24 protein-coding genes are annotated in these 23,107 nt (G+C 51.8%); 15 read left to right on the forward strand and 9 right to left on the reverse strand.

Annotated elements, in window-relative coordinates; all coding sequences use genetic code 11:
- Positions 1-13 precede the first annotated feature (13 nt).
- From citD to AB4H76_RS16395, 9 genes are all read left to right on the forward strand, one after another.
- A complete protein-coding gene (citD, locus tag AB4H76_RS16355; protein ID WP_000700703.1) occupies positions 14-310 on the forward strand; it encodes a citrate lyase acyl carrier protein in 297 nt (98 codons plus the stop codon).
- A complete protein-coding gene (gene citE / locus AB4H76_RS16360; protein WP_000622357.1) occupies positions 307-1,215 on the forward strand; it encodes a citrate (pro-3S)-lyase subunit beta in 909 nt (302 codons plus the stop codon). Before citD ends, citE begins: the two co-directional genes overlap by 4 nt.
- Positions 1,216-1,225: 10 nt before the next feature.
- Positions 1,226-2,758 carry a citrate lyase subunit alpha gene (citF, locus tag AB4H76_RS16365; RefSeq protein ID WP_000192245.1) on the forward strand — a complete coding sequence of 511 codons (1,533 nt, stop codon included), beginning with the start codon at positions 1,226-1,228 and terminating at the stop codon, positions 2,756-2,758.
- Between the two features lie 3 nt (positions 2,759-2,761).
- Complete coding sequence (gene citX, locus AB4H76_RS16370; RefSeq protein ID WP_000550414.1) at positions 2,762-3,313, forward strand: citrate lyase holo-[acyl-carrier protein] synthase; 552 nt, start codon at positions 2,762-2,764, stop codon at positions 3,311-3,313.
- A complete protein-coding gene (gene citG, locus AB4H76_RS16375; protein WP_000062457.1) occupies positions 3,288-4,166 on the forward strand; it encodes a triphosphoribosyl-dephospho-CoA synthase CitG in 879 nt (292 codons plus the stop codon). The genes citX and citG overlap by 26 nt, the downstream gene beginning before the upstream one ends.
- 50 nt (positions 4,167-4,216) lie before the next feature.
- Positions 4,217-5,680 (forward strand): citrate/succinate antiporter CitT, encoded by a 1,464-nt coding sequence (gene citT, locus AB4H76_RS16380; RefSeq protein ID WP_000050323.1) that lies wholly within the window; start codon positions 4,217-4,219, stop codon positions 5,678-5,680.
- A 113-nt stretch (positions 5,681-5,793) separates the two neighbouring features.
- A complete protein-coding gene (rna, locus tag AB4H76_RS16385) occupies positions 5,794-6,600 on the forward strand; it encodes a ribonuclease I (RefSeq protein WP_000643397.1) in 807 nt (268 codons plus the stop codon).
- 229 nt (positions 6,601-6,829) lie between these two features.
- The gene (gene rnk / locus AB4H76_RS16390) at positions 6,830-7,240 is read left to right on the forward strand and encodes a nucleoside diphosphate kinase regulator (protein ID WP_000089731.1); all 411 of its coding nucleotides are present in this window, start codon (positions 6,830-6,832) and stop codon (positions 7,238-7,240) included.
- Between the two features lie 176 nt (positions 7,241-7,416).
- A complete protein-coding gene (locus AB4H76_RS16395; RefSeq protein ID WP_349809465.1) occupies positions 7,417-7,467 on the forward strand; it encodes a hypothetical protein in 51 nt (16 codons plus the stop codon).
- Here the strand turns inward: AB4H76_RS16395 and AB4H76_RS16400 are convergent.
- Positions 7,446-8,708: a zinc-dependent alcohol dehydrogenase gene (locus AB4H76_RS16400; protein ID WP_107188769.1), complete on the reverse strand. Its 1,263-nt coding sequence runs from the start codon at positions 8,706-8,708 to the stop codon at positions 7,446-7,448. The genes AB4H76_RS16395 and AB4H76_RS16400 overlap by 22 nt on opposite strands.
- A 220-nt stretch (positions 8,709-8,928) precedes the next feature.
- On the opposite strand from AB4H76_RS16400, the gene uspG reads away from it, so the two are divergent.
- Entirely contained in the window at positions 8,929-9,357 is a 429-nt protein-coding gene (uspG, locus tag AB4H76_RS16405; RefSeq protein WP_000278509.1) for a universal stress protein UspG, read from the forward strand.
- A gap of 120 nt (positions 9,358-9,477) precedes the next feature.
- Here uspG and ahpF read toward each other — a convergent pair whose 3' ends face one another.
- Together ahpF and ahpC are read right to left on the reverse strand one after the other, a co-directional pair.
- Positions 9,478-11,043: an alkyl hydroperoxide reductase subunit F gene (gene ahpF / locus AB4H76_RS16410; protein ID WP_000887629.1), complete on the reverse strand. Its 1,566-nt coding sequence runs from the start codon at positions 11,041-11,043 to the stop codon at positions 9,478-9,480.
- A 244-nt stretch (positions 11,044-11,287) separates the two neighbouring features.
- Positions 11,288-11,851, reverse strand: a complete 564-nt coding sequence (ahpC, locus tag AB4H76_RS16415; RefSeq protein WP_000052796.1) for an alkyl hydroperoxide reductase subunit C — start codon at positions 11,849-11,851, stop codon at positions 11,288-11,290.
- Positions 11,852-12,222: 371 nt separating this feature from the next.
- Here ahpC and dsbG point away from each other — a divergent pair, with 371 nt between their 5' ends.
- From dsbG to AB4H76_RS16435, 4 genes are all read left to right on the forward strand, one after another.
- Positions 12,223-12,969, forward strand: coding sequence for a thiol:disulfide interchange protein DsbG (gene dsbG / locus AB4H76_RS16420; protein ID WP_000913829.1), 747 nt, complete (start codon positions 12,223-12,225; stop codon positions 12,967-12,969).
- A 208-nt stretch (positions 12,970-13,177) separates the two neighbouring features.
- Positions 13,178-14,080: a DNA-binding transcriptional repressor CitR gene (gene citR, locus AB4H76_RS16425; RefSeq protein ID WP_000002471.1), complete on the forward strand. Its 903-nt coding sequence runs from the start codon at positions 13,178-13,180 to the stop codon at positions 14,078-14,080.
- 146 nt (positions 14,081-14,226) lie between these two features.
- Entirely contained in the window at positions 14,227-15,447 is a 1,221-nt protein-coding gene (locus tag AB4H76_RS16430) for a phosphoadenosine phosphosulfate reductase (protein WP_000029825.1), read from the forward strand.
- Positions 15,420-16,049 carry an IbrB-like domain-containing protein gene (locus tag AB4H76_RS16435; protein ID WP_000502936.1) on the forward strand — a complete coding sequence of 210 codons (630 nt, stop codon included), beginning with the start codon at positions 15,420-15,422 and terminating at the stop codon, positions 16,047-16,049. The genes AB4H76_RS16430 and AB4H76_RS16435 overlap by 28 nt, the downstream gene beginning before the upstream one ends.
- Here AB4H76_RS16435 and ybdL read toward each other — a convergent pair whose 3' ends face one another.
- The gene (gene ybdL / locus AB4H76_RS16440) at positions 16,050-17,210 is read right to left on the reverse strand and encodes a methionine-oxo-acid transaminase (RefSeq protein ID WP_000183906.1); all 1,161 of its coding nucleotides are present in this window, start codon (positions 17,208-17,210) and stop codon (positions 16,050-16,052) included.
- A 108-nt stretch (positions 17,211-17,318) separates the two neighbouring features.
- Here ybdL and hcxA point away from each other — a divergent pair, with 108 nt between their 5' ends.
- Positions 17,319-18,407: a hydroxycarboxylate dehydrogenase HcxA gene (gene hcxA, locus AB4H76_RS16445; RefSeq protein ID WP_420062608.1), complete on the forward strand. Its 1,089-nt coding sequence runs from the start codon at positions 17,319-17,321 to the stop codon at positions 18,405-18,407.
- A gap of 9 nt (positions 18,408-18,416) precedes the next feature.
- On the opposite strand, the gene AB4H76_RS16450 is transcribed toward hcxA, so the two are convergent.
- The 5 genes from AB4H76_RS16450 to entB all read right to left on the reverse strand — a co-directional run bounded on the left by AB4H76_RS16450 (position 18,417) and on the right by entB (position 23,101).
- The gene (locus AB4H76_RS16450; RefSeq protein WP_000460431.1) at positions 18,417-18,614 is read right to left on the reverse strand and encodes a YbdD/YjiX family protein; all 198 of its coding nucleotides are present in this window, start codon (positions 18,612-18,614) and stop codon (positions 18,417-18,419) included.
- Positions 18,615-18,795: 181 nt separating this feature from the next.
- Positions 18,796-20,901 carry a pyruvate/proton symporter CstA gene (gene cstA, locus AB4H76_RS16455; RefSeq protein WP_001043134.1) on the reverse strand — a complete coding sequence of 702 codons (2,106 nt, stop codon included), beginning with the start codon at positions 20,899-20,901 and terminating at the stop codon, positions 18,796-18,798.
- 180 nt (positions 20,902-21,081) lie between these two features.
- A complete protein-coding gene (entH, locus tag AB4H76_RS16460) occupies positions 21,082-21,495 on the reverse strand; it encodes a proofreading thioesterase EntH (RefSeq protein ID WP_000637953.1) in 414 nt (137 codons plus the stop codon).
- A 2-nt stretch (positions 21,496-21,497) separates the two neighbouring features.
- Positions 21,498-22,244, reverse strand: coding sequence for a 2,3-dihydro-2,3-dihydroxybenzoate dehydrogenase EntA (entA, locus tag AB4H76_RS16465; protein WP_000347664.1), 747 nt, complete (start codon positions 22,242-22,244; stop codon positions 21,498-21,500).
- Entirely contained in the window at positions 22,244-23,101 is an 858-nt protein-coding gene (entB, locus tag AB4H76_RS16470) for an enterobactin biosynthesis bifunctional isochorismatase/aryl carrier protein EntB (RefSeq protein ID WP_001007155.1), read from the reverse strand. Before entB ends, entA begins: the two co-directional genes overlap by 1 nt.
- Positions 23,102-23,107: the final 6 nt, after the last annotated feature.

Below are 23,107 nucleotides of genomic sequence, written 5' to 3' on the forward strand. Positions count from 1 at the left end.
AAACAGGTGAAAAATGAAAATAAACCAGCCCGCCGTTGCAGGCACCCTTGAGTCTGGGGATGTGATGATACGCATCGCCCCACTCGATACGCAGGATATCGACCTGCAAATCAATAGCAGCGTTGAGAAACAGTTTGGCGATGCAATTCGCACCACCATTCTGGACGTTCTCGCCCGCTACAACGTGCGCGGCGTACAGCTGAATGTCGATGACAAAGGCGCACTGGACTGCATTTTACGTGCACGACTGGAAGCCCTGCTGGCACGCGCCAGCGGTATCCCGGCTCTGCCATGGGAGGATTGCCAATGATTTCCGCTTCGCTGCAACAACGTAAAACTCGCACCCGCCGCAGCATGTTGTTTGTGCCTGGTGCCAATGCCGCGATGGTCAGCAACTCCTTCATCTACCCGGCTGATGCCCTGATGTTTGACCTCGAAGACTCCGTGGCATTACGTGAAAAAGACACCGCCCGCCGCATGGTTTATCACGCGCTGCAACATCCGCTGTATCGCGATATTGAAACCATTGTGCGTGTCAACGCGCTGGATTCCGAATGGGGTGTTAACGACCTGGAAGCCGTCGTTCGCGGTGGTGCGGACGTTGTGCGTCTGCCGAAAACCGATACCGCTCAGGATGTTCTGGATATTGAAAAAGAGATCCTGCGTATCGAAAAAGCCTGTGGTCGTGAACCCGGCAGCACCGGCCTGCTGGCGGCGATTGAATCTCCGCTGGGCATTACCCGCGCAGTGGAAATCGCTCACGCTTCCGAGCGTTTGATCGGTATCGCCCTCGGTGCAGAAGACTATGTGCGCAACCTGCGTACAGAACGCTCCCCGGAAGGAACTGAACTGCTGTTCGCACGCTGTTCCATTTTGCAGGCCGCGCGCTCTGCGGGTATTCAGGCGTTCGATACCGTCTATTCCGACGCTAACAACGAAGCCGGATTCCTGCAAGAAGCCGCCCACATCAAACAGCTGGGCTTTGACGGCAAATCGCTGATCAACCCGCGTCAGATTGATCTGCTGCACAACCTCTACGCACCGACCCAGAAAGAAGTGGATCACGCCCGCCGCGTCGTAGAAGCCGCTGAAGCCGCCGCTCGCGAAGGCCTCGGCGTGGTTTCCCTGAACGGCAAGATGGTGGACGGTCCGGTTATCGATCGCGCCCGTCTGGTGCTCTCTCGTGCAGAACTTTCCGGCATCCGCGAAGAATAAGGCAATCAAAATGACGCAGAAAATTGAACAATCTCAACGACAAGAACGGGTAGCGGCCTGGAATCGTCGCGCTGAATGCGATCTTGCCGCTTTCCAGAACTCGCCAAAGCAAACCTACCAGGCTGAAAAAGCGCGCGATCGCAAACTGTGCGCCAACCTGGAAGAAGCGATTCGTCGCTCTGGTTTACAGGACGGCATGACGGTTTCCTTCCATCACGCTTTCCGTGGCGGTGACCTGACCGTCAATATGGTGATGGACGTCATCGCGAAGATGGGCTTTAAAAACCTGACCCTGGCGTCCAGCTCCCTGAGTGATTGCCATGCGCCGCTGGTAGAACACATTCGCCAGGGCGTGGTTACCCGCATTTATACCTCCGGCCTGCGTGGTCCACTGGCGGAAGAGATCTCCCGTGGTCTGCTGGCGGAACCGGTGCAGATCCACTCTCACGGCGGACGTGTGCATCTGGTACAGAGCGGCGAACTGAATATCGACGTGGCTTTCCTCGGCGTCCCGTCCTGTGATGAATTCGGTAATGCCAACGGCTACACCGGTAAAGCCTGCTGCGGCTCCCTCGGCTATGCAATGGTTGATGCCGACAACGCAAAACAGGTTGTGATGCTTACCGAAGAACTGCTGCCTTATCCGCATAATCCGGCAAGCATTGAGCAAGATCAGGTTGATCTGATCGTCAAAGTTGATCGCGTTGGCGATGCTGCAAAAATCGGCGCTGGCGCTACCCGTATGACCACTAACCCGCGCGAACTGCTTATTGCCCGTAGCGCTGCGGATGTGATTGTCAACTCTGGCTACTTCAAAGAAGGTTTCTCCATGCAAACCGGCACCGGCGGCGCATCGCTGGCGGTAACCCGTTTCCTGGAAGACAAAATGCGTAGCCGCGATATTCGCGCCGACTTCGCCCTTGGCGGTATTACCGCGACGATGGTTGACCTGCACGAAAAAGGTCTGATCCGCAAACTGCTGGATGTGCAGAGCTTTGACAGCCATGCTGCGCAATCGCTGGCCCGTAACCCCAATCACATCGAAATCAGCGCCAACCAGTACGCTAACTGGGGTTCGAAAGGCGCATCGGTTGATCGTCTCGACGTGGTGGTACTGAGCGCGCTGGAAATTGACACCCAGTTCAACGTTAACGTGCTGACCGGCTCTGACGGCGTACTGCGTGGTGCTTCCGGTGGTCACTGCGATACCGCAATTGCCTCTGCGCTTTCCATCATCGTCGCGCCGCTGGTACGCGGTCGTATTCCGACTCTGGTGGATAACGTGCTGACCTGCATCACCCCGGGCTCCAGTGTCGATATTCTGGTCACAGACCACGGTATCGCAGTTAACCCGGCACGTCCGGAACTGGCAGAACGTCTGCAGGAAGCGGGCATTAAAGTGGTTTCCATTGAGTGGCTGCGCGAACGTGCGCGTCTGCTGACCGGTGAACCACAGCCGATTGAATTCACCGACCGCGTCGTTGCCGTTGTGCGTTACCGCGATGGCTCGGTGATCGATGTTGTGCATCAGGTGAAGGAATAAGCCATGCACCTGCTTCCTGAACTCGCCAGCCACCATGCGGTATCAATTCCCGAGCTGCTCGTCAGCCGGGATGAAAGGCAAGCACGGCAACACGTCTGGCTCAAGCGCCATCCTGTTCCACTGGTCTCCTTTACCGTGGTTGCGCCTGGGCCGATTAAAGACTGCGAGGTCACACGCCGAATTTTTAATCATGGCGTGACAGCCTTGCGTGCCTTAGCCGCAAAACAGGGCTGGCAAATTCAGGAGCAGGCTGCACTGGTTTCCGCCAGCGGGCCGGAGGGCATGTTGAGCATTGCCGCCCCGGCTCGCGACCTCAAGCTCGCCACCATTGAGCTTGAACATAGTCATCCTCTCGGGCGGTTATGGGATATCGATGTCCTGACGCCCGAAGGCGAAATTCTCTCCCGCCGCGACTATTCACTGCCGCCTCGCCGCTGCCTGTTGTGCGAGCAAAGCGCAGCCGTCTGCGCGCGTGGAAAAACCCATCAACTGACCGATTTACTCAACCGCATGGAGGCACTGCTGAACGATGTCGATGCCTGCAACGTCAACTAAAACCACAAAGCTTGCGACGTCATTAATCGATGAGTACGCCCTCTTGGGCTGGCGCGCCATGCTGACTGAAGTCAATCTGTCACCGAAACCAGGCCTCGTGGATCGCATTAACTGCGGTGCGCACAAAGATATGGCGCTGGAAGATTTCCACCGCAGCGCGCTGGCGATTCAGGGCTGGTTACCCCGTTTCATTGAATTTGGTGCCTGTAGTGCAGAAATGGCACCGGAAGCGGTACTCCACGGATTACGCCCAATTGGTATGGCTTGCGAAGGTGATATGTTCCGCGCCACTGCGGGCGTAAACACGCATAAAGGCAGCATTTTTTCTTTAGGGCTGCTATGTGCGGCAATTGGCCGTTTGCTTCAGCTCAACCAGCCGGTAACGCCAACAACCGTTTGTTCTACGGCGGCAAGTTTCTGCCGTGGCCTGACCGATCGCGAACTGCGTACCAATAATTCACAACTGACGGCAGGTCAACGGTTGTACCAACAGCTTGGCCTTACCGGCGCACGCGGTGAAGCCGAAGCGGGTTATCCACTGGTGATCAATCACGCCTTGCCGCATTACCTCACTCTGCTGGATCAGGGGTTAGATCCTGAACTGGCATTGCTCGATACCTTGCTCCTACTGATGGCGATCAACGGCGATACCAACGTTGCATCGCGCGGTGGCGAGGGGGGCCTGCGCTGGCTACAGCGCGAGGCGCAAACATTATTGCAAAAAGGGGGCATTCGAACCCCCGCCGATCTCGATTATCTCCGGCAGTTCGACAGGGAGTGTATCGAACGAAATCTCAGTCCAGGCGGCAGTGCTGACCTACTGATCCTTACCTGGTTTTTAGCACAGATTTAATTATTTAAGCACTTGATTAATTTGGAAATATTAATTTTCGGAGAACCCGTATGTCTTTAGCAAAAGATAATATATGGAAACTATTGGCCCCACTGGTGGTGATGGGTGTCATGTTTCTTATCCCTGTCCCCGACGGTATGCCGCCGCAGGCATGGCATTACTTCGCTGTGTTTGTGGCAATGATTGTCGGCATGATCCTCGAGCCAATTCCGGCAACAGCGATCAGTTTTATTGCGGTTACTATTTGCGTTATTGGCAGTAATTACCTGCTCTTTGATGCCAAAGAATTAGCTGACCCAGCGTTTAATGCGCAAAAACAGGCGCTGAAATGGGGCCTGGCTGGTTTTTCCAGCACCACGGTATGGCTGGTATTTGGCGCATTTATTTTTGCATTAGGGTATGAAGTTTCCGGGTTAGGTCGTCGCATTGCCCTTTTCCTGGTGAAATTCATGGGCAAACGCACGCTGACGTTGGGTTATGCGATTGTCATTATCGACATTCTGCTGGCACCGTTTACACCTTCCAACACCGCGCGTACCGGGGGTACGGTTTTTCCGGTCATTAAAAACCTGCCGCCGTTGTTTAAATCATTCCCGAACGATCCGTCCGCGCGTCGTATTGGCGGCTATTTGATGTGGATGATGGTCATTAGTACCAGTCTGAGTTCGTCCATGTTTGTCACCGGTGCGGCACCAAACGTGCTGGGTCTGGAGTTCGTCAGCAAAATTGCCGGTATCCAGATTAGCTGGTTGCAGTGGTTCCTCTGCTTCCTGCCGGTTGGGGTTATCTTGCTTATCATTGCGCCGTGGCTTTCCTACGTGCTGTACAAACCGGAAATCACACACAGTGAAGAAGTGGCAACCTGGGCGGGTGATGAACTAAAAACCATGGGTGCGCTGACACGCAGAGAGTGGACGCTGATTGGCCTTGTATTGCTCAGCTTAGGTTTGTGGGTATTTGGCAGTGAAGTCATTAATGCTACTGCGGTTGGTCTGCTGGCAGTTTCGCTAATGCTGGCTCTGCACGTTGTGCCGTGGAAAGACATTACCCGCTATAACAGCGCATGGAACACACTGGTCAACCTGGCAACTCTGGTTGTGATGGCTAACGGCCTGACTCGTTCTGGTTTTATTGACTGGTTCGCCGGTACCATGAGTACGCACCTGGAAGGATTCTCACCAAACGCAACGGTGATTGTACTGGTTCTGGTGTTCTACTTTGCACACTACCTGTTTGCCAGCCTGTCTGCGCACACCGCAACCATGCTGCCGGTTATTCTGGCCGTCGGTAAAGGTATTCCGGGCGTACCAATGGAACAACTGTGTATCCTGCTGGTGCTGTCTATCGGTATCATGGGCTGTCTGACGCCGTATGCAACCGGTCCTGGGGTGATTATTTACGGCTGTGGCTATGTGAAATCAAAAGATTACTGGCGTCTTGGCGCAATCTTCGGGGTGATTTACATCTCTATGTTGCTGTTGGTTGGCTGGCCGATTCTCGCCATGTGGAACTAATACGTTCGCCAAACGCTGAATAAATCATCACGCCCGCCAGGTAAGCCCACCTGGCGGGCTTTTTTATGATTTAATAGATAGTATTCAGTGTATGTATGAGTTCCACACCCATTATGAAAGCATTCTGGCGTAACGCCGCGTTGCTCGCGGTTTCTCTGCTTCCCTTCTCTTCTGCCAACGCCTTAGCGTTGCAGGCAAAACAGTATGGCGATTTTGATCGCTATGTCCTGGCCCTCTCCTGGCAAACCGGATTTTGCCAGAGTCAACACGATCGAAATCGTAACGAACGAGATGAATGTCGCCTGCAAACCGAAACGACCAACAAAGCTGATTTTCTGACCGTACATGGTCTGTGGCCAGGATTGCCTAAATCGGTTGCTGCCCGTGGTGTTGATGAACGCCGCTGGATGCGCTTCGGTTGCGCTACTCGCCCAATCCCGAATCTACCAGAAGCGCGCGCCAGCCGAATGTGTTCATCGCCGGAAACCGGATTATCACTGGAAACGGCCGCTAAACTAAGTGAAGTCATGCCAGGAGCTGGCGGACGTTCCTGCCTGGAACGCTACGAATATGCCAAACACGGTGCCTGCTTTGGTTTTGATCCGGACGCATACTTCGGTACGATGGTACGCCTGAATCAAGAAATTAAAGAGAGCGAAGCCGGAAAATTCCTTGCGGATAATTACGGTAAAACAGTGAGCCGCCGTGACTTTGACGCCGCCTTTGCCAAAAGCTGGGGAAAAGAGAACGTGAAAGCAGTTAAGCTAACGTGCCAGGGTAACCCTGCGTATTTGACTGAAATTCAGATCTCGATCAAAGCTGACGCCATCAACGCTCCGCTTTCTGCAAACTCATTCTTGCCACAACCTCACCCAGGTAACTGTGGCAAAACCTTTGTGATTGATAAAGCGGGTTATTAATCATCTGATTTACAAAACACGCTAATTCGTCTTCCATAAACCAAGGCGATTAAGATTTATACATAATGCGCTGCATTGAGGAATTCCCTGAATGTGACGCAAATCACTTCAAAGAGTGAGCAACAGTCAGTATCATCATGTGAGTTAAACCCTCGCCGCCTGACGGTGAGGGTTTTCTTTTGGGTATGTTTATCTGCGACACTCGCAGCACCGACGACATGGAGTAAAAATGTCCAGACCAACTATCATCATTAACGACCTGGATGCCGAACGCATCGATATTCTGCTGGAGCAACCCGCCTATGCTGGTTTGCCAATCGCCGACGCGTTAAACGCAGAGTTGGATCGCGCCCAAATGTGTTCGCCAGAAGAGATGCCACACGACGTGGTGACAATGAACAGCCGGGTTAAATTCCGCAATCTTAGCGATGGCGAAGTGCGTGTGCGCACGCTGGTGTATCCGGCAAAAATGACCGATAGCAATACTCAGCTTTCCGTTATGGCTCCGGTAGGTGCCGCACTGCTGGGGCTGCGCGTTGGCGATTCCATTCACTGGGAACTTCCGGGCGGCGTTGCAACCCACCTTGAAGTGCTGGAACTCGAATACCAGCCAGAAGCTGCTGGCGACTACCTGCTTTAATCCCATCTGCACAAGCGATAACTCGCTTTGCCCAGAGGATGCACTCGCATCCTCTTTACGCAAAATCAGCAATTTTTCCTGGTTCTCACTGTTCACTTTTGCTGCAAAATTATTCCGTTTCGTTTGTGGGAATAACCATGGCAGAAGCATTTTACATCCTGATAGGATTTCTGATTATGGCGGCGATTATCGTCATGGCTGTCCTTTACCTCGAAAACCACTCCTGACGATCATATTGTTCCCCCGGCATCGCATTCACTAGACCTGAAACCGCCTTCTGCGCCGCCTCTGCGCTTTGTGCACCGGGTACCAGAATCACCTTACGGCACTCCTCTTCACGTTTTTCGAAAATCTCATATCCCCGGGCGGCCTCTTCAAACGGCATATAGTGGGTAACAATTTCTTCTGGTTTCAGTAATCCTTTCTCAATTAACGGTAATAATTCTCCCAGCCATGCGTGAACGTGGGTCTGTCCCATTTTAAACGACAACCCTTTATCAAAGGCGTCGCCAAACAGGAAACCGTGAATAAATCCAGCGTAGACGCCCGGTACGCTAACAATGCCGCCACGCCTGACCGCCGCAATACACTGACGCAACGCTTTACCGCTGCTGCCCTCCAGTTTCAGGTTAGTCAGCACCGTTTCCGTGGTGCTGCCTTTCGCTTCAAAACCGACGGCGTCTATTACTGCATCCACGCCCCGGTGACCTGCCGTTTGTTCAATAATTGACTGTGCCGGATCGCTGTCTTCATCAAAATTAATCGGGATCGCGCCGTAGCGGTCGGCGGCGAAATGCAAGCGGTAGGGATGATGATCAACAACAAAAATCTGTTCCGCACCGAGCAACCGTGCACAGGCGATTGTCAACAATCCCACAGGACCAGCACCATAGACTGCAACGCTTGAACCTTGTTGGATCTGCGCATTTTTTGCTGCCTGCCATGCCGTTGGCAGAATATCAGAAAGGAAAAGCGCTTTATCATCTGAAAGCAAAGGCGGTACTTTAAACGGCCCCACATTCCCTTTAGGGACGCGGACATATTCCGCCTGCCCACCAGGAACGCCGCCATACAGGTGACTATAACCAAACAATGCCGCTGGAGCTGGTATCTGTTTTTTATTGAGCGCAGCGCCTTTACCCGCATTGGTATTTTCGCAGGCGGCATATTGTTGCAATCGACAGAAAAAACAGTCGCCACAAGCAATGACGAACGGAATTACCACTCGGTCGCCTTTTTGCAAATTTTTTACGTCCTTTCCGGTTTCAACTACTTCCCCCATAAATTCATGACCAAAAATATCGCCATGTTTAACCTGAGGTATTTTGCCTCGATAAAGATGGAGGTCAGAGCCACAGATCGCCGTTGCCGTAATACGCAGAATAATATCATCTGCCTGTTCAACGCCCGGATCGGGAACATTTTCTACCTGAACGTGATGTGGGCCGTGATAAGTCAATGCTTTCATGCAACCTCCAGAGACAGTTCAAAAAAGAGTCAGTCTTTAAGGGTAGCTATCACAGCGGGAAAACGGGCGGTACCACAGGTTTTGGGAGAATTCCTGGTGTTCAGTGAGAATATATTCATCACAGAAACAGTTCGTAAGGAAAAAGAACCAGACAAATATCAGGGATAAATATTATAATCATGGCGAATGATTTGTTCATGATTAACAGGGAGAAAGGGTTATGTATAAGACAATCATTATGCCAGTTGATGTATTTGAAATGGAATTGAGCGACAAAGCTGTTCGCCACGCTGAATTCCTCGCCCAGGATGACGGAGTTATTCATCTACTTCACGTACTACCCGGGTCAGCCAGCCTGAGCCTGCACCGTTTTGCCGCTGATGTGCGTCGTTTTGAAGAGCATCTGCAACATGAAGCACAAGAACGTCTGCAAACGATGGTCAGCCACTTCACCATCGATCCTTCCCGCATTAAACAACATGTCCGTTTTGGTAGCGTGCGGGATGAAGTCAATGAGTTGGCAGAAGAACTGGGGGCTGATGTTGTAGTTATTGGTTCTCGCAACCCATCGATTTCGACCCATCTGTTAGGTTCTAACGCCTCGAGCGTGATCCGCCACGCCAATCTGCCGGTGCTGGTTGTGCGTTAATTGCCAGAATAAGTATCCCGCCCTGCCCGGAGCCATCCCGGCGGGGCTTTTTAATGCCATAAAAAAGCCGCCAGGTTTGACCCCGGCGGCTAAGCAATTGCAGGTGAATCTTACTTCTTCTTATGCAGTTTTGGTGCGAATCAGGTAGTCAAAAGCACTCAGAGAGGCTTTGGCACCTTCGCCAGTGGCGATGATGATCTGCTTGTACGGAACCGTCGTACAGTCACCCGCTGCGAACACGCCTTTCACGTTGGTTTCGCATTTCGCATCAATGATAATCTCGCCCATGCGGTTACGTTCGACTGCGCCTTCGAGCCAGTTGGTGTTCGGCAGCAGACCAATCTGGACGAAAATACCGGCCAGTTCGATGTTGTGAATATCGCCGCTGACACGATCTCGATATTCCAGACCAACGACTTTGCTGCCGTCGCCTTTCACTTCCGTGGTTTGCGCATTCAGAATAATGTCGACGTTTTTCAGGCTGCGCAGTTTGTCCTGCAGAACCTGGTCGGCTTTCATTTCTGGCGCAAATTCCAGCAGCGTTACGTGCTCAACGATACCCGCCAGGTCAATTGCCGCTTCCACGCCGGAGTTACCGCCGCCGATAACCGCTACGCGTTTACCTTTAAACAGCGGGCCGTCGCAGTGCGGGCAGTAGGTCACGCCTTTGGTGCGATACTGATCTTCGCCCGGAACGTTCATGTTGCGCCATTTTGCACCGGTCGCCACGATAATGCTGCGTGCTTTCAGTACCGCGCCAGAAGCTGTTTCAATCTGATGCAGACCACCTTCAACTGCTGCTGGGATCAGTTTGCTGGCGCTCTGGCTGTCGATCACATCAACGTCGTATTCATCAACGTGAACTTTCAGTGCGCCTGCCAGCTTCTGCCCTTCAGTCTTCGGTACAGAAATGTAGTTTTCGATATCAACGGTATCGAGGATCTGACCACCAAAACGTTCGCCCATCAGACCGGTACGGATGCCTTTACGTGCGGAGTAAATTGCTGCCGCTGCACCCGCCGGGCCGGAACCGACGATTAATACGTCATAAGCATCACGCTTGTTCAGCTCTTCTGCCGCACGTTTTTCCGCGCCAGTATCAATTTTGGCAACGATTTCAGTCAACGTCATGCGGCCCTGACCAAACTCTTTCCCGTTTACGAACACTGCCGGAACGCCCATCACGTTGCGATCGGTGATTTCGTTCTGGAAGGTGCCGCCGTCAATTGCAGTGTGCTTGATGCGCGGGTTCAATACGCTCATCAGGTTCAGCGCCTGCACCACGTCCGGGCAGTTATGGCAAGAGAGCGAGTAATAGGTTTCGAATTCAAAATCACCGTCAATATGGCGAATCTGCTCCAGCAGAGACTGCGCTTCTTTCGACGGATGACCACCGGTCCACAGTAACGCCAGTACCAGCGAGGTGAACTCGTGGCCCAGCGGGGAGCCTGCAAAACGTGGCCCCTGGTTGGAACCTGGGTTGGTGATCAGGAAAGACGGCTTACGCACCGGCAAGCTGTTATCTTCTTTAAAGGTGACTTTGTCTGACAGTTCTGCGATTTCAGCCAACAGTTCCTTGATTTCTGCCGATTTAGCGCTGTCATCCAGCGTGGCAATTAACTCAACAGGCTTGGTCAATTTCTCAAGGTAAGCCTTGAGTTGAGTTTTCATATTTGTGTCGAGCATGTTTATCTCCTGGGCTTTAAACATCATCATGCAAGCGGCCTCTGCGGCTACCTGGATGCAGCTTGCATCATGGTGCGGGGAAGAAAATCGGGTGCCGCAGCACCCGAAGAATTAGGTGAATTTCCGAAGTATTTCGCGTCAGAGCAAGGCGGCTAGCCTGTGAATCCCCGGGAGCTTACACAAGTAAGTGACCGGGGTGAGCGGGCGACGCCAACGCCGCTATGACGTGAAAGACGAAGGAAATTTAGATTTTACCAACCAGGTCCAGAGACGGAGCCAGAGTTGCTTCACCTTCTTTCCATTTAGCCGGGCAAACTTCACCTGGGTGAGAAGCTACGTACTGTGCTGCTTTGATTTTACGCAGCAGGTCAGACGCGTCACGGCCAATGCCTTCAGCGGTAACTTCGATTGCCTGGATGATACCCTGCGGGTCAACAACGAAGGTCGCACGGTCAGCCAGACCTTCATCTTCACGCATGTTGTCGAAGTTACGGGTCAGGGCGCCAGTCGGGTCGCCGATCATCGCATATTTGATTTTAGCGATGGTTTCAGAGCTGCTGTGCCATGCTTTGTGGGTGAAGTGAGTATCGGTAGATACTGCGTATACGTCTACGCCCAGTTTCTGCAGTTCTTCGTAGTGGTCAGCAACGTCACCCAGTTCGGTCGGGCATACGAAAGTAAAGTCAGCCGGGTAGAAGAAGAAGACGCTCCAGCGGCCTTCGGTATCTTTTTCGGTGATTTCGATGAATTCGCCGTTTTTGAATGCCTGGTTTTTAAAAGGTTTAATTTTGGTGTTAATCAAGGACATCTATACTTCCTCCGTGTTTTCGATGAGATGTAAGGTAACCAATTTTTGCCGATTCGGCTAATGCGTTTCCATTATCAAATCGATAAGTTTTACCTTACAACCTTCGTAAGACAACTTTGTGAACTTTGCACCGCCAGCGGCGATAAAAAGTAAAATGGCCCCCTTTCCAGGTGACCGTGTAATCTGAACTACCCTTTGGTATCTTCAGTGCCTGCCTGCAGGCTGAGGTGTTGCCCTTACAAATGCAACAACGACATGGATTACAACACCCTCATAAACAAAGGGCAATCACCTGATCTAAGCTCTTACCTATGACAGTGATAGGTTATGCCTTTTACTCGACTTTTGCACTGACTGAAAAGGACAAATTAATGTTAAAAAAGATACTTTTACTGGCTCTGCTTCCTGCAATCGCCTTCGCAGAGGAACTTCCTGCTCCAGTAAAAGCGATTGAAAAACAGGGCATTACAATCATCAAAACATTCGATGCCCCCGGAGGAATGAAAGGTTATCTCGGAAAGTATCAGGATATGGGCGTCACCATCTACCTGACTCCAGATGGTAAGCACGCTATCTCTGGTTACATGTACAACGAGAAAGGTGAAAACCTGAGTAACACACTTATCGAAAAAGAAATTTACGCACCAGCCGGACGCGAAATGTGGCAACGGATGGAACAATCCCACTGGCTCCTCGACGGTAAAAAAGATGCGCCGGTCATTGTCTACGTCTTCGCCGATCCGTTCTGCCCATATTGTAAACAGTTCTGGCAGCAGGCGCGCCCGTGGGTAGATTCTGGCAAAGTGCAATTAAGAACATTGTTGGTTGGGGTTATCAAGCCAGAAAGCCCGGCGACAGCAGCGGCAATTCTTGCCTCCAAAGATCCCGCAAAAACCTGGCAACAATATGAAGCCTCTGGTGGCAAGCTTAAGCTAAACGTGCCTGCAAACGTAAGTACAGAGCAAATGAAAGTGTTAAGCGATAACGAGAAACTCATGGACGATCTGGGGGCAAATGTCACACCGGCTATCTATTACATGAGTAAGGAAAATACGCTACAACAGGCCGTGGGGTTGCCCGATCAGAAAACGCTTAATATCATTATGGGGAATAAATAAAAGGTAATTCATGGATGGTTGAACTATATCCCTGCTTTTCAACCATCCTAAAAAAGCATGAATTGCTCGCTCTGCCCTAAGTGGCTGTGCTATTTTAGAAAAACTTAATCCTGAGTTAAGCAAAAAAACATAATCAATAAAAATATATACGCAAAAAACATTGATTAAGTGAATATATCATGGAAGAAAAATATAACCGGAGTAGTGTATGGCCAATCTCTACGACTTGAAAAAGTTCGACTTAAATCTTCTTGTCATATTTGAGTGTATTTACCAGCATTTAAGCATTAGCAAAGCTGCTGAATCACTATATATCACCCCATCAGCCGTGAGCCAGTCGTTACAACGCTTACGTGCGCAATTTAATGACCCTTTATTCATTCGCTCAGGAAAAGGTATCGCGCCGACGACAACAGGGTTAAATCTGCATCACCATCTTGAGAAAAATCTCAGAGGCCTTGAACAAACAATTAATATAGTCAATAAGTCCGAACTAAAGAAAAACTTTATTATCTACGGCCCTCAGCTCATTTCTTGCTCTAATAATAGTATGCTGATCCGCTGCCTACGGCAAGATTCCTCTGTCGAGATTGAGTGCCATGATATCCTCATGTCAGCAGAGAATGCTGAAGAACTGTTGGTTCACCGCAAAGCCGATCTGGTGATCACCCAAATGCCAGTGATCAGCCGTTCCGTCATTTGCATGCCATTGCATACGATTCGCAATACTCTAATTTGTAGTAATAGGCATCCACGAATTACTGACAATAGCACTTATGAACAAATTATGGCAGAAGAGTTCACCCAATTAATATCTAAATCAGCAGGGGTTGATGATATTCAAATGGAAATAGACGAGAGATTTATGAATCGCAAAATCTCATTTCGTGGTTCCTCTTTGCTGACAATCATTAATAGCATTGCAGTTACAGATTTACTGGGAATAGTCCCCTATGAACTTTATAATTCCTACCGTGACTTTCTTAATTTAAAAGAGATAAAACTGGAAGATCCGTTACCTTCAATAAAGCTTTACATTTCCTATAATAAATCTTCTTTAAACAATCTGGTATTCTCACGATTTATTGACCGCCTAAATGAGTGTTTTTGATATATAACTTCAGAAAGCTACTATAACTTTCACCTATTTATTCACGGCGCGAATGAAAAATAAAACACTCTGCTTTACAGTGTTTACTTTATAATTAACAGACTTATCTCACTGATCACCCTGTAACGTTCAGAGAGCGTCTTCAGATGTCTATTTATAAAATTCCTCTTCCGCTCAATATTCTGGAAGCTGCACGAGAGCGTATTACCTGGACACTCAACACCCTACCCCGCGTTTGTGTCTCATTTTCTGGCGGCAAAGACTCTGGTTTAATGCTGCATCTGACAGCCGAACTTGCCCGACAAATGGGCAAAAAAATCTGCGTTTTGTTTATCGACTGGGAGGCGCAATTCTCTTGCACCATTAACTATGTTCAGTCCCTGCGCGAGTTGTACACCGATGTCATCGAAGAGTTTTACTGGGTTGCGCTCCCGCTTACGACGCAAAATTCCCTTTCACAATACCAACCCGAATGGCAGTGCTGGGAACCTGATGTCGAATGGGTACGTCAACCTCCCCAAGATGCGATAACCGACCCTGACTTTTTCTCCTTTTACCAGCCAGGCATGACCTTCGAACAATTTGTACGTGAGTTTGCCGAATGGTTTTCACAAAAACGTCCGGCGGCGATGATGATCGGCATCCGTGCGGATGAGTCCTACAACCGTTTTGTCGCCATCGCCAGTTTAAATAAACAACGTTTTGCCGACGATAAACCCTGGACTACGGCCGCACCAGGCGGTCATAGCTGGTACATTTACCCCATTTACGACTGGAAAGTGGCTGATATCTGGACCTGGTATGCAAATCATCAAAGTCTCTGCAACCCACTGTATAACCTAATGTATCAGGCAGGCGTTCCTCTGCGTCATATGCGAATTTGCGAACCTTTTGGCCCGGAGCAACGACAAGGATTATGGCTCTATCACGTTATCGAACCGGATCGCTGGGCTGCTATGTGCGCACGAGTCAGCGGGGTAAAAAGTGGCGGCATTTACGCCGGACATGACAATCATTTCTATGGGCATCGGAAAATCCTCAAGCCAGAACATTTAGACTGGCAAGAATATGCATTATTGCTGCTCAATAGCATGCCGGAAAAAACAGCTGAGCATTACCGCAATAAAATCGCCATTTATTTGCACTGGTATCAGAAAAAAGGCATCGAGGTTCCACAAACCCAGCAAGGGGACATTGGCGCGAAAGATATCCCCTCCTGGCGGCGGATATGCAAAGTTTTACTCAATAACGATTACTGGTGTCGGGCATTATCATTTAGCCCCACAAAATCGAAGAACTATCAGCGTTATAACGAACGGATAAAAGGAAAACGTCAGGAATGGGGGATACTATGCAACAACGATTAACGCAGGATTTAACGCAATTTCTCGCCAGCTTGCCGGAAGACGATCGCATCAAAGCGATTAATGAAATCCGCATGGCGATCCATCAGGTAAGTCCTTTTCGGGAAGAACCGGTAGATTGTGTTTTGTGGGTCAAAAATGATCAGCTTGTGCCGAATGATTACAACCCAAACAACGTGGCACCACCCGAAAAAAAACTGCTGAAAAAATCCATTGAAATAGATGGTTTTACCCAACCCATTGTGGTCACGCATACGGATAAAAATGCCCTGGAAATCGTGGATGGTTTTCACCGCCATGAAATTGGTAAAGGCTCATCATCGTTAAAATTACGCTTAAAAGGTTATTTGCCGGTGACCTGTCTGGAAGGTACGCGTAATCAACGCATCGCCGCGACTATTCGTCATAATCGCGCTCGTGGACGCCATCAAATCACCGCCATGTCGGAAATCGTCCGTGAACTTAGCCAGTTGGGATGGGACGATAATAAAATTGGCAAAGAGCTGGGAATGGACAGCGACGAAGTGCTGCGCCTGAAGCAAATTAACGGCCTGCAAGAGTTGTTTGCCGACCGTCAATATTCCCGCGCCTGGACGGTTAAATAACTAAAGCTGGCGCAGGCGTTCAGCTGCTGCCAGCAACGTCGATTCCTTCTTGGCAAAACAGAGACGAATCAGTTTATGGGGGAAGGGATCGGCGCAAAATACCGACAGCGGGATCGCCGCTACGCCGTGCTCCTGCGTCAGCCACTGGCAAAACTCAACATCATCCAGGGTAGATACCGCGCTGTAATCCACCAGCAAAAAGTATGTACCTTCACACGGTAAAATCTCCAGCCGGCTTTCATTTAAGGCATTTACCAGAATATCGCGCTTCTGGCGATAAAAGTCCGGTAACGCAAGATAATGCTCAGGTTCTGCACGTAGCATATCGGCAAGTGCCAGCTGTGCCGGGGTATTTACAGAAAAGGTCAGATACTGATGTACCTTGCGAATTTCGGCACTGATGGGCGCTGGCGCAACGCAATAACCCACTTTCCAGCCGGTCATATGATAGGTCTTGCCAAACGATGACACCGCCACCGCCCGCTCACGCAACTGCGGATGCGCCAGCACACTGGCATGGCCCTGCTGTGAAAAGTTGATGTGCTCGTAGACTTCATCGCTAATGACAAAAATCTCGTGCCCGGCAATTACCTGCCACAAAGCGGCGAAATCAGCCTGCTGCCAGACAGTAGCACTGGGGTTATGCGGGGTGTTGAGGATCACCAGTCGGGTGCGCTCGCTTAACAATGCGGCAAATTCCTGCCAGTCAACGCGAAAATGCGGTGGTTGCAGTGCAATACGTTTAACTATTCCTCCCGAAAGCGCGATGGCAGGGGCGTAACTGTCATAGCTGGGATCAAAACAAATCACTTCATCGCCATTGCGCACCAATGCGGTAATCGCCGCGTATAACGCTTCCGTCGCCCCTGCCGTTACGGTGATATCGCTATCGGCATCTGGTTGATAGCCATACAAACGTTCCGTTTTCTGAGCAATCGCCTCGCGCAAGGCCTGCACGCCGGTCATGGGCGCGTATTGGTTTGCCCCCTGGGCAACGTGGTGCGCCAGCCGCTCCTGTAAATAGCGCGGACCATCAAAATCAGGAAAGCCTTGCGACAGGTTAATCGCCTGGTGTTGCTGCGCCAGCGCGCTCATCTGGGTGAAAATAGTGGTGCCAAGTTGTGGAAGTTTGCTTTGTGGAATCAGAGGGTTATTTGTCATTTTTATTGTACCTGACGAAGTTGCGTGTTGAAGGCACTATAACACGATGCTAGTATTTGGCAATCAAGACGTTTAGATGTCTAAATAAAACAATAAGGACAACACAACATGCCTCACAATCCTATCCGCGTGGTCGTCGGCCCGGCTAACTACTTTTCACATCCAGGAAGTTTCAATCACCTGAACGATTTTTTCACTGATGAACAACTTTCTCGCGCGGTGTGGATCTACGGCAAACGCGCCATTGCTGCGGCGCAAACCAAACTTCCGCCAGCGTTTGCACTTCCAGGGGCAAAGCATATTTTGTTTCGTGGTCATTGCAGCGAAAGCGATGTACAGCAACTGGCGGCTGAGTCCGGTGACGATCGCAGCGTGGTGATTGGCGTCGGCGGCGGCGCACTGCTCGACACCGCGAAAGCCCTCGCCCGCCGTCTCGGTCTGCCATTTGTTGCCGCTCCGACGATCGCCGCCACCTGCGCAGCCTGGACACCGCTCTCCGTCTGGTATAACGATGCCGGACAGGCGCTGCATTATGAGATTTTCGACGACGCCAATTTTATGGTGCTTGTGGAACCGGAGATTATCCTCAATGCACCGCAACAATATCTGCTGGCGGGGATCGGTGACACGCTGGCGAAATGGTATGAAGCGGTGGTGCTGGCTCCGCAACCAGAAACGTTGCCGCTAACCGTGCGGCTGGGGATCAATAATGCGCAGGCCATTCGCGACGTCTTGTTAAACAGTAGCGAACAGGCACTTGCCGATCAGCAAAATCAGCAGTTAACGCAATCATTTTGCGATGTGGTGGATGCTATTATTGCTGGTGGTGGGATGGTCGGTGGTCTGGGCGATCGTTTTACGCGTGTGGCGGCGGCTCATGCCGTGCATAACGGTCTGACTGTCCTGCCGCAAACCGAGAAGTTTCTTCACGGCACCAAAGTCGCCTACGGAATTCTGGTGCAAAGCGCTTTGCTGGGTCAGGATGATGTGCTCGCGCAATTAACTGGAGCGTATCAGCGTTTTCATCTGCCGACTACGCTGGCGGAGCTGGACGTGGATATCAATAATCAGGCGGAGATCGACAAAGTCATTGCCCACACCTTACGTCCGGTGGAATCCATTCATTACCTGCCGGTCACGCTGACACCAGATGCGTTACGTGCAGCGTTCGAAAAAGTGGAATCGTTTAAAGCCTGACATGCAAATTTAGCAGCAGCGCGCGCCGCCTTTTCCACCGTAGCGCGCGTCCTGCCGCTCACGGAAAAACTCTTCGTAGGTCATCGGCGTTTGATCGGGATGATTAACCCGCATATGTTCGACATAGTTGTCGTAATCAGGCATACCAATCATCAGCTTCGCCGCCTGACCTAAATATTTTCCGGCTTTTGCCAGTGAATCAAACATCTTGGCCTCCGCTAACCATGTTGCTGAAAGAGTGCCGGATGCGGCGTGAACGCTTTATCCGGCCTACAAATGCTATCAACGCACTCGGTCAGTCCCCTCGCCCCATCGGGGAGAGGGTTAGGGTGAGGGGGAACCCTCGGCACTATGCCAACATTCGCCAACATCCCCCCTCACTCTGACTTTAGTGCGCGCCTTTCGCCTGCGCTACGATCTCCTCGACATTTTCCGGCATCGGCTCATACGGCGTTTCTTTCGCCGTTGGCTTCGGATCTTTCAATGCCGCAAGTGCCGTCTTAATCGAGAACAGTGCCAGAACCACCACGACCACCATAAAGAAGATGGTTAACCCGGCATCCAGACGGTTGTTGAACACCAGTTGCGCCAGCTGTGACTCAGTATACTGCGACGGAATATTGCCGCTGTCGATCATTGCCTGGAACTTGTTAGCAATGGCCAGGAAGCCGACTTTCGCATCCGGGCTAAACGCTTTCTGCCAGCCAGCGGTCAGGGTACAAATCAGCAGCCAGGCCGTTGGTACCAGCGCCACCCAGGCGTAACGTTGACGTTTCATCTTGAACAACACCACGGCACAGAGCATCAGCGCCATCCCTGCCAGCATCTGGTTGGCAATACCAAACAGCGGCCACAGAGTGTTAATACCGCCCAGCGGATCGACCACGCCCTGATGGAGGAAGTAGCCCCACGCCAGTACGCACAGCGCCGTTGCCAGCAGGTTAGCAGGCAGTGAATCGGTCCGCTTCAGGCCAGGAGACACCACGCCCAGCAGATCCTGCAACATAAAGCGCGCAGCACGCGTACCCGCATCTACCGCCGTCAGAATAAACAGAGCTTCAAACAGAATGGCGAAGTGATACCAGAACGCCACATCCATCATACCACCCAGCGCACCGTGCAGGATGTAAGCCATCCCCACCGCCAACGTCGGCGCACCGCCCGCACGGGAAATGATCGACTGTTCACCCACTTCGCTGGCAATCTGGTTGAGCGTATCTGGTGTAATGCTAAAGCCCCAGCTACTCACCACCTGCGCGGCAGAAGCGACCACATCCGCCGTCCCTGCCGGAGCCAGCACCGCCATTGGGCTGTTCATGGCAAAGTAAACGCCCGGATCGATGATACAGGCGGAAACCAGCGCCATAATCGCCACGAAGGATTCCATCAACATCCCACCGTAGCCGATAAAGCACGCCTGCCCTTCGTTCGCCAGCATCTTCGGCGTGGTGCCGGAAGAGATCAGCGCATGGAAGCCAGACACCGCACCACAGGCGATGGTGATAAACAGGAACGGGAACAGGTTACCGGTCCATACCGGGCCAGTGCCATCGACAAATTTGGTCAGCGCAGGCATGGTCAGCGTCGGGCGCATAATCAAAATGCCTACCGCCAGACCGACGATAGTCCCGATTTTCAGGAAGGTCGAGAGATAGTCACGCGGGGCCAGCAGCAACCACACCGGCAGCACCGCCGCCACAAAACCGTAGCCCACCAGCATCCAGGTCAGCTGCACGCCGGTAAAGTCAAAGTACGGTGCCCAGGTCGGACTTTCTGCCACCCAGCCGCCAGAGATAATGGCGAAAATCAGGAACACCAGGCCAATCACTGACACTTCGCCAATGCGGCCCGGACGCAGATAGCGCAGGTAGATTCCCATAAAAATCGCCAGCGGAATGGTGAACGCAACGGTATACGTTCCCCACGGGCTATGAGTCAGGGCTTTCACCACGATCATCGCCAGTACTGCAAGGATAATGACCATGATCATAAAGCAGGCTACCAGCGCAATCACCCCGGCAGTTGGCCCCATCTCTTCTTTGACCAGCTCACCCAGCGATCGACCGTCACGGCGCGTAGAAACAAACAGCACCATGAAATCCTGCACCGCACCAGCGAGAACCACCCCGGCGAGCAGCCAGATCATCCCTGGCAGGTAACCCATTTGCGCCGCCAGTACCGGCCCAACCAACGGACCTGCTCCGGCAATGGCCGCAAAATGGTGACCGAACAGCACTTTCTTGTCCGTCGGCACATAGTCCAGCCCGTCGTTATGGCGCACCGCTGGCGTCATACGCGTCGGGTCAACCGCCAGCACATTTTTGGCGATATACAGCCCATAAAAACGGTAAGCGATCAGATAGATACAGACCGACGCCACCACAATCCACAGCGCGTTGATCTGTTCCCCACGATTTAAAGCAATGTATCCCAGAGCAAATGCTCCCATTACAGAGAGCACTGTCCAGACGAGGTATTTCCCTGATTTGTTCATAGTTGTTATCCGTGTGCGTGTCCATAGAGATGTTACATTTTGTTTCTATAACATCTTTGTACGATTTAACAACACGGTAACCATGTAAATCGGAGTTGAAACCAATATTTAACTTAACAATGTTAACTCGATCACTCCGTTAACCGAGTTTTCCTGCAATCTCATTTAATTCTGTCGGGCTCATCCCAAAACTGCCGTACCCAGCCGACAAGTGCAGCAACGCCGCCCCTGTTCATCGAAAACGACGATTTCCCAGCTCTGATTTTGCCGCCCAAGATGCAGCGGCTGGCAGACGCCGCGTACCTTGCCTTCAGACACCGGGCGATGATGGGTGGCGTTAAGTTCCGTACCCACCACACACTGCCCGTCACGGGTCATCATAAATCCGGCCATCGATCCCAGCGTTTCAGCCAGCGCCGCCGACGCGCCGCCATGCAGCAGGCCAAACGGCTGATGAGTACGGGTATCAACCGGCATTTCGGCTTCCAGCACATCATCTCCCAGACGGGTATACACAATTCCCAGATGCGCCACCATTGTGTTATCGCTGGTGGCGTTCAGTTCGTCGAGCGTTAAATGGCGTTTCCAGATCATGCTTATGCCCCCAGCGTTGAGCCGCCATCGACCACAATATCCTGTAGGGTGATATGGCTGGCGAGGTCAGAGGCGAGGAACAAAATCGTGTTGGCGATCTCTTGTGGACGGGCGATTTTCCCCAGCGGAATGCCGAGTTTAAACTGCTCGCCAAAGCCGCGAATACGCTGTTCTTCGGCGTCATCGCTCACCCACAGCGTGCGTTGCATATCGGTGTCGGTGGAGCCAGGCGAAACCACATTACAGCGCACGCCGCTACCCGCCAGTTCCAGCCCGACGCTCAACGCCAGGCTTTTCAGCGCCGCTTTCGATGCGCCATAAGCACTCATACCAATACGCGGCGTGTGTGCGGCGTCGGACGCCACAGTGACAATCGCCCCGCCCCGCTGACGGCGAAACTGGTTCATGGTTTGCTGGAACAGGTTAAACGCACCGCCGACGTTAACCGCAAAAGTCTGCTGCCAGTCCTCTTTACTGAGCTGATCGGTCGCGCCCATGCGCAAAATTCCCGCCGCATTGATCAGCACGTCCAGTCGCTCCGTTTCAGCTAACAGTCGCTGACATACCTGCGCCACCTGCCCGGCGTCGGCAACATCCATTACTTCGGTCGCAAAGGGATATTGCTCCTGAGTGAACGCTTGATCAAAACCTGTAACTTTCGCTCCCGCCTCAACAAACGCCAGCGCCGTGGCGTAGCCGATACCTTTACCTGCGCCGGTTACCCAGACATTTTTACCGCTGAAATCCATTATTTCACCTCGCGGGAGAGTAGCTTCCACCATGCGTCGATGGTCGGGTTTTTCGCCAGCATGACAAAGTCGATATCGCCATGCACTTTGCGCCAGCGCGCCGCCAGCGCCATCATGCGCACCGAATCCAGACCGTAGTCGATCAGGTTGTCGTCATCGAACGGTTCATCGGACTCGTCCAGCAACGGCAGGATCACCTCACGCAGCGCCGCTTTGCTGGCGGGGATAGGTGCTGGCAGCAATTCTTCGGTCATCACCACCCGGCCAGAACGTCCGGCCACATATTTCAGCGACATCAAATGCTCGTCACGGCTGAAATCGGCCAGCGCATCTGCCACCATAAACGGTTTAATATCGCGCATAAATGCGTCGGTTGCGGTGGTCATACAACCAATGTGGGCATATACCCCGGTAATAATCAGCTGGTTACGTCCACTCTCTTTGAGCATTTGCTCCAGCGGAGAACGATGAAACGCGCTGTAGCGCCACTTCACCAGCACCGTGTCGTCGGCATCTGGCGTCAGGCGATCCACCACCTTTTGCTGTTCCGGCGAACGGGTCAGGCCTGGCCCCCACATATCATTCAACAGCGCCCGATCTTCATCGCTCTGCTCTTTCGGCTGGGCGGTGTAATAAACCGGGATATTGTGCTGTTTGCAGTAGTCGCGTAGTGCCGCAATATTCGCGATCACTTGCTCCATCATCGGGCAGTTCTCGCCCCAGAAGCTGACAAAATAGTCCTGCATATCATGGATTAACAACGCGGCACGTTGCGGTTCAAAGGCCCAGTCGACTTTATTCTGCGGAATATCGTGAGACTTCGGCAGTGCGTAAGCCTGTAATTTTGGAATAGCCATCGTGTT

This window comes from Escherichia sp. UTM R2 (genome assembly GCF_048593455.1).
GTDB lineage: Bacteria > Pseudomonadota > Gammaproteobacteria > Enterobacterales > Enterobacteriaceae > Escherichia > Escherichia coli.